The organism is Novosphingobium sp. GW835-FHT14H07, from assembly GCF_058793515.1.
This window is the reverse complement of record NZ_JBXAFX010000027.1, coordinates 46,136-53,211: the sequence shown is the minus strand read 5'-3', so window position 1 is coordinate 53,211 and position 7,076 is coordinate 46,136. Positions and strand designations below refer to the sequence as shown.

Below are 7,076 nucleotides of genomic sequence, written 5' to 3'. Positions count from 1 at the left end.
CCGCCCAAGTATAATTCTGGGCGTAAGCTCCGAAGGGAGAGGAGCGGGTTGGCCTTGTGCCCTCTCCTGACCTGTGGACGGGGCATGTAACCTATATGGTTATTTTTGTCAAGTTTGCCGGCTCAACCTTTCATTCTCAACTTGGTGCAATCTGCGATCCGCTTCCTTTGTTGAGAAGCTCGCAAAATGCGGGCAATAAAGTTGAAAATTTTATGGTTCACCGTCGTCCAGAGGACGTTTAAAAAAACTTCTCGCCGCAATAGATAAAGATGGGAACTCGAGATCCTGTGGAAATTCCCAATCTTCAATCAAATGATGGTAGTGTATTTTTGAAAGCCGCCCAAAAGCTGCCCCAAAAAAATCATAAACTCCATAAATATCCATCGATAAAGTTTTATCTTTCGATCTCGTTTTTAAATCTAATTTTCCGTTTTGTACCCAAGACGCTATATTCGGGAAAAAAGCATAACCCTTGTTGCAACTTGGTAAATGCGAAAAATGCCAGATTACTCTTATATCAAAATGTGAGAAACTTAAGTTCAGCTCGTTAAGGCCTAAGGGATGTTCTAATCTGCATTCTTTAGAAGTGGCAATAATTCCAAGATACATGGTGCTGTTTTCGGGGTCATACGAATCTATGGTAACTATTTTATCTCTGGAATTTTCAGATATCCAATAATTTTCGTGTCGAAGATCTTGTGACACGGTTGATACCAATGGCCATACCAGATTGCCATTTACGCGCTCGATATTTGAATACCAGCGCCGATAATAATCATCCGCTGTTTTCAGATGTCTTACAAAAGTGTGTCCGCCCCACTCTTTTAAGGCGTGGAGAGAAATGCGTAGTTCCTTAACAGAAACATTGGAGAAATCATCTGACCAAACATAATTTGGGCGTTTAAATATTATAATGATATCTCCCGATCTATTCTCTCGAATAGACACTATTTCACTCAAAATACCTCCCGATATTACTGATAGGCGAGTTCTATTTTTGCGTGACATCTCAAGTGCCCGATAAGACATTGTTACCGTAAGGGTGTCCATTAAAACAACTCAATTTCTCCTTACTGAACATTCGCCTACCGCCCCTTCCGCAGCACAATGTAAACCGCGCCTGCACCCCCATGCCTCGGCTGCGCGGGCCTTACCGCCGCGATTTGCCCCGCATGCGGGCTATGCGCCAGCCAGTCGAGCAGTTTGGCGCGGATGACGCCTCTGCGGTTGCCGCGTTGGTCGTGTTCGTCGTGGGGGCGGGGTTTGCCGGCGATGAGGAGCATGACGCGGGCGCCCATGGCGATGGCTTGGGCGATGCTGCCGGTGAGGCGGGCGTGGGCGGCGTCTAGGGTGAGGCCGTGGAGGTCTATGGTGACGTCGGGGGTAATTGGCCCTCGTGACAGTTTGCGGTCCCAGCTGGAATCTAGGCCGTGGTTTTGCAGAGGGCGGGCGACGGGAGTTGGCGCGGGCGTGGGCTGCGGGGGAGGGACGCGGCCTTTCACGCGCTTTGCCGGTGGCGGCGGCGGGAGCGGGATGGCGGGTGTGACTTCAACCGCCTTTGGGGCCTTGGGCCTTGGCGGGTGGAGCGGGGTGATCGTGGCGGCGACCTTGTTCCACAGGTCGGCCTCTTCGGGGGAGAGGCCTCTCGGAGCCTTCCTCACTGCTGGCCGAGACGCGACAGCGTCCCCTTGGGCAGGAGGATGAGGGCGCGGCCCCGTGCGCTCATGCCGCCGGCGATCTGGCGGGCTTCGGGGCCTGCGCCCCAGAAGCTGTCAAAGCGATTGGCACCCTGGATCGCGCCGCCGGTGTCCTGCGCCACCCACAGCCCGCTCGCTTCCTTGCGGTCCACCTGCAGCCAGACCGGCGCGCCCAGCGGCACGAAGGCGGGATCGGCGGCGACGGTGCTGCGCCCGGCGATGGGGACGTTGAGCGCTCCGACCGGGCCGGGGCCGGTCAATTCGCGGAAGAAGACATAGCTGCGGTTCTGGCGCATCAACTGCCGTCCGGCGTCGGGGAAATCGCGCAGGTACTGCTGGATGCCCTGCATCGAGCCGGAATACTGCCCCGGCGAGGAACCGATCAACCCGCGCTCGCGCATCAGCGAGCCTATGCCGGTGTAGGCATGGCCGTTCTGCCCGGCAAAGCCCAAGCGGATCACGCTGCCATCAGGCGCGCGCAGACGGCCCGAGCCCTGAATCTGCAGGAAGAAGAATTCGACCGGATCGGCCGCCCATGCCAGTTCGAGGCCCTTGCCTTGCAGGGCGCCATCCTCGATCTGGCCGCGATCGTGATAGGCGGTGAAGACGCCGGCATCGTCGTAGCGGCCCAATGGCATCTTGCCGTCGGGCAGGGGCTGCGCGTCGCCGGATTTGGCGCGGACGAGGTCCTTCGGCAGGGCATAGACCGGCACGTCGAAGCCCGGCTGGCGGGTGCGGGATCCGGCTATCTCGGGTTCGAAATAGCCGGTGACGAAGGCCGCGCCATCGCCGACTTCGGCGGTTTCGAAATAGGTGGTGAAGAAGCGCGCGGATTCGCCCGCGGGCCAGGTGGCGGCGGCGGCGCAGGCGGGAGCCCAGTCCTCTGGGCGGGTGAGGCCGGAATTGTCGGTGCGCTTTGTCAGCCGGGGGCAGGATGTGGCAAAGGCCTGCAGCGCGGCGGCGGTGTTATCAGGCTTGAAGCCGAGGCCTGCGACGACGGGGCCGCGCATGACGCCGGTGAGCGCGGCGGTGGCGGGTTTTACCGCAGGCGGGGTTGGCGGCGTGACCGGGCGCGGAGCACTGCCTTCGGGCACAAGGCGCACGCAGCCGCCAAGCAGAAAGAGCGCCGCGATGATCGCAGCGCTCTTCGTTTTGCAGAACCCTTGAATGCCCCTCACTTGAAGCCTCAGGCCTCGTCGGTTTCGTCGAGCAGCCAGTCGGGATCGCGCGAGGTGAGATCGCGGCGGAAAGTCCACAGATCGCGCGCTTCAATCGCATCGTCGAGCGAGCCGGCAATGACGGTGCCTTCTGCGTTCCGGGTAACCGAGGCAATATCTGCGAGGAAGCGGACGGTGATGCGCGCGGTCTGTCCTTCGATCGAGGCCGCGACGATGCGCGCTTCCTCGATGCGAATCACGCGGGCGTCGATCGTCTCGCCGGCTTGAGCGCGGGCATCGATGGCCGAGCTGAAGCCTTCGTAGACGTCGGCGTCGCAGAGCTGGAGCAGATCGTTCTTGTCCCCGCGCCAGAAGGCTTCGAGGATCATGGTATAGGCGCCCTTCGACCCTGCCAGGAACTGCGCGACATCGAAGCGGCGATCGGCCGAGATAATTGCCCGGACGCCGGCTTCGGCGCTGTTGTCAAACGTGCTGGGGGCAGGTGCGGCAAGTTCGCGCGGGCGCGGAGCGGCGGAACCGCCCTGCTGCTGGACCGGCTGCTGCTGCGATTTGGCCGAGGGATCGGGCTGTTCGATCCGGCGGCGCATCGGCTCCTCGTCATGCTCGGGCCGGCGGCCAAGGACGGAGTAGAGGCGCAGGCCCAGAAAGGCCGCAATCATCGCCAGGATCACAATTTGAACAATCACGCGCAAGATTCCCGAACTGTCCATGGCCCCGGATCGGAAGACCTGAGCTCACGGCGTCATTCCAACGTGCCTCAAATAGGTACGGATTACAAATGAACAACGCGTGCATGACCCTTTGGGCTCATCCCTTGGCAAAGAATCTCGTCAGGTTGTGGCCTCGTTGCGCCAGACAAAGGCGGATTGCGGCCTTTGGGGCATGATGCTAGGCGCGCGGCCAAGGGAAACCCACACAGAAAGCACGTCTGACATGGCCGACGAAGGCAACATCATTTCGAATCTCAATGTCGATGGCCCCGTTCCGAACGGGGAAGACACTTCGCCCGCGATCGGCCTGATCTCGCAGTACGTGAAGGACCTTTCGGTCGAAAATCCCAACGCGCCCGAATCCTACCAGTGGAGCGAAGCGCCCGACATCGCCGTGGACTTCAACATCTCGGCCCGCGTGATCCAGCCGGAAATCCACGAGATCGAGCTGAAGATCAACGTGACGTCGAAGGGCACGCAGGGCACCGCGTTCATCGTGGAACTGGCCTATTGCGGCCTCATCGGCATGCGCAACGTGCCCGACGACCAGGCCCACCCGTTCCTGTTCGCCGAAGGTCCGCGCATCCTGTTCCCGTTTGCCCGCCGCATCGTCGCCGATGCCGTGCGCGATGCCGGTTACCCGCCGCTGATGCTCGAGCCGATCGACTTCAACGGCCTGTACATGCAGCAGCTCGCGCAGGCACAGGCGACCGCGGAAGCGACTCCGGCTGGCCAGGCCTGATCTGACACCTGATCCGGTGGCCGGACGGAGGCAACAGTGGACCTCTTGCCATGAACCTCCTGAAGGCCACCGGATCGATTGGCGGACTGACCCTGCTCAGCCGCATTCTGGGACTGGTGCGCGACAGCCTGTTCGCGCGCTTCGTCGGCGCGGCGTTTGCCTCGGACGCATTCCTTGTCGCGTTCCGGCTGCCCAACATGTTCCGCGCCTTGTTCGCCGAAGGCGCGTTTGCCAGCGCCTTCATCCCGATGTTCAACAAGAAGGTCGCCGATCCCGAGGGTAAGGGCCTGCGTGACGGGCTGGACTTTGCGGAAGCCGCGCTTGCCGTGCTGCTGCCGGTGCTGCTGTTCATGACGGTGGTGCTGGAAGTTTTCGCCTGGCCGGTGACGCTGCTTCTGTCGGGCAAGTTCAACGGGGTGAGTGCGGACCAGTTCGCCTATGCGGTCGAGCTGTCGCGCTGGACGATCCCCTACCTGATGCTGATCAGCATCGTCTCACTGTTTGGCGGCATCCTCAATTCGCTGGGCAAGTTCTGGGTCAACGCGGCGGCGCCGATCCTGCTGAACCTGACGCTGATCGTGGCGCTGCTGGGCTTCCATTCGGACGATCCGCTGGTCACCGCACGCAACCAGGCGATTGCCGTTTCGGTCTCGGGCGCGCTGCAGCTGCTGTGGCTGGCCTGGGCCTGCCGCCGGAATGGTGTGCGGGTGCGGCTGCGCCGCCCGCGGCTTTCACCTGAAGTGAAGCAGCTGCTCAAGCTGATCCTGCCGGCGGCGGCAGGGGCAGGCGCGGTGCAGATCAACCTGGTAATCTCGACCGCGCTGGCCGCATCGCTGCTCGATCACGGTTCGGTCACCTACATCTACATGGCCGACCGGCTGAACCAGTTGCCGCTGGGGCTGATCGGCATCGGCCTTGGCACGGTGCTGCTGCCGACGATCTCGCGTCAGTTGGGCGGTGGTGAGGAAGTGGCAGCGATGGAAACGCAGAACCGGGGCATGGAGCTGGCGCTGCTGCTGACGCTGCCCGCAACGGTGGCGCTGGTATTGTGCGGCGAGCCGATTGCGGCAGCGCTGTTCGGCTATGGCAAGTTCGACGCGATGGATACGCATTTCACCGCGCAGGCGCTGGCCGCGTTCTCTGTCGGGCTGCCGAGCTACATTCTGGTGAAGGTCCTGACGCCGGGATACTACGCGCGACAGGATACGAAGACTCCGGTGCGCTATGCCACGATTTCGATGGTGGTGAACCTCGTCGGCAATCTGGCACTGATCGTGCCGCTGAGGCACATGGGGCCGCCGCTGGCGACGGCAATTGCCTCGACCGTCAACGTCTGGCTGCTCTATCACACGCTGGTCAAGCGCGGGCACTTTGCCGCCGATGCACGTCTCAAGCGGCGCACCCTTCGGCTGGCGCTGGCGGCGCTGGCAATGGGCGCGGTGCTGTGGGCAGGGCAGGGGCTGGTGATGCCCTATGTCCATGGCACGTGGACCATTCGCGTGGCGGCCATGGCTGCACTGGTCACGTCCGGTGTCGTCGTCTATGGCCTTGCCGCCGTCCTGACCGGGGCCTTCCGGGTGGACGACCTCAAGCTTCTCCTGCGGCGTCGCCGCTCCAACTGAAGGCACCGAAATGCGTATCGTTTCCGGCATCCAGCCAACCGGCAATCTCCACCTCGGCAATTACCTCGGTGCGATCCGGAATTGGGTGCGCATGCAGGACGAGTGGTCGGCCAAGGGCGGGCAGTGCCTCTATTTCCTTGCCGATCTTCACGCGATCTCGATGCCGCATAGCCCGGCGGAACTGGCGGCAAACACGCGCGAAATGGTGGCGGCGCTGGTTTCGTGCGGGATCGATCCCGACAAGTCGATCCTGTTCAACCAGGCGCAGGTGCCCGCCCATGCCGAACTGCAATGGCTGCTCAACGGCACGGCGCGGATGGGCTGGCTGAACCGCATGACGCAATGGAAGGACAAGGCGGGCAAGAACCGCGAGGGCGCGAGCGTGGCGCTGTTCACCTATCCGGTGCTGCAGGCGGCCGACGTGCTGCTCTATCAGGCAACGCACGTGCCGGTGGGCGAGGACCAGAAGCAGCATCTGGAGCTGGCGCGCGACATCGCGCAGAAGTTCAACAACGATTTCTGTGCCGAAGATGCGCCGCTGTTCACGCTGCCCGATCCGATCATCCCGCCCGAGGCTGCGCGCATCATGAGCTTGCGCGATGGCAGCGCGAAGATGAGCAAGTCCGATCCTTCGGACATGAGCCGGATCAACCTGACCGACGATGCCGATGCGATCATGCAGAAGGTAAAGAAGGCCAAGACTGATCCCGAACCGCTGCCGGGCACGGTCGAAGGGCTGGCCGGGCGTCCGGAAGCGAACAACCTTGTCGGCATTTATGCGGCCATGGCTGGCACTTCGCCTGCCGAGGTTCTGACGCAGTTCGAAGGCAAGGGCTTCGGCCAGTTCAAGCCTGCACTGGGCGAACTGCTGGTCGAGACGCTGTCGCCGATGGCGGCACGTTATCGCCAGCTGCGCCAGGACGGCGAGGCGCTGGACGCGATCCTTGCCAAGGGCGCGCTGAAGGCTCGTGACCTTGCTGCGCCGACCCTCGCCCGGACCTATCAGGCATTGGGCCTTGTAAGAGGCTGATTTTCCGTCAGTTCGTTGCAAAACATTACGTGCCTGCAACATATGTTGCAGGCACCATTCAACGTGCATTCAGCACTTCCCGTCCAAAAAGGCGGCA

General features: G+C 61.6%; 7 protein-coding genes. 3 read left to right on the top strand and 4 right to left on the bottom strand.

The window, feature by feature from the left end; all coding sequences use genetic code 11:
* Positions 1–210: 210 nt before the first annotated feature.
* The 4 genes from AC1Q5P_RS18150 to AC1Q5P_RS18135 all read right to left on the bottom strand — a co-directional run bounded on the left by AC1Q5P_RS18150 (position 211) and on the right by AC1Q5P_RS18135 (position 3,561).
* Positions 211–1,050, bottom strand: coding sequence for a hypothetical protein (locus tag AC1Q5P_RS18150; protein WP_492519679.1), 840 nt, complete (start codon positions 1,048–1,050; stop codon positions 211–213).
* 35 nt (positions 1,051–1,085) lie between these two features.
* Positions 1,086–1,502 carry a Smr/MutS family protein gene (locus AC1Q5P_RS18145; protein WP_492519680.1) on the bottom strand — a complete coding sequence of 139 codons (417 nt, stop codon included), beginning with the start codon at positions 1,500–1,502 and terminating at the stop codon, positions 1,086–1,088.
* 155 nt (positions 1,503–1,657) lie between these two features.
* Entirely contained in the window at positions 1,658–2,875 is a 1,218-nt protein-coding gene (gene mltA / locus AC1Q5P_RS18140; RefSeq protein WP_492519678.1) for a murein transglycosylase A, read from the bottom strand.
* A gap of 8 nt (positions 2,876–2,883) precedes the next feature.
* Positions 2,884–3,561 carry a Tim44/TimA family putative adaptor protein gene (locus tag AC1Q5P_RS18135; protein WP_156452174.1) on the bottom strand — a complete coding sequence of 226 codons (678 nt, stop codon included), beginning with the start codon at positions 3,559–3,561 and terminating at the stop codon, positions 2,884–2,886.
* Positions 3,562–3,808: 247 nt separating this feature from the next.
* Here AC1Q5P_RS18135 and secB point away from each other — a divergent pair, with 247 nt between their 5' ends.
* From secB to trpS, 3 genes are read left to right on the top strand one after another with little or no spacing between them, the layout of a single operon-like run.
* Positions 3,809–4,327, top strand: a complete 519-nt coding sequence (gene secB, locus AC1Q5P_RS18130) for a protein-export chaperone SecB (protein WP_062347274.1) — start codon at positions 3,809–3,811, stop codon at positions 4,325–4,327.
* A 50-nt stretch (positions 4,328–4,377) separates the two neighbouring features.
* The gene (gene murJ, locus AC1Q5P_RS18125; protein WP_492519677.1) at positions 4,378–5,949 is read left to right on the top strand and encodes a murein biosynthesis integral membrane protein MurJ; all 1,572 of its coding nucleotides are present in this window, start codon (positions 4,378–4,380) and stop codon (positions 5,947–5,949) included.
* Positions 5,950–5,959: 10 nt separating this feature from the next.
* Entirely contained in the window at positions 5,960–6,979 is a 1,020-nt protein-coding gene (gene trpS / locus AC1Q5P_RS18120) for a tryptophan--tRNA ligase (RefSeq protein WP_492519676.1), read from the top strand.
* Positions 6,980–7,076: the final 97 nt, after the last annotated feature.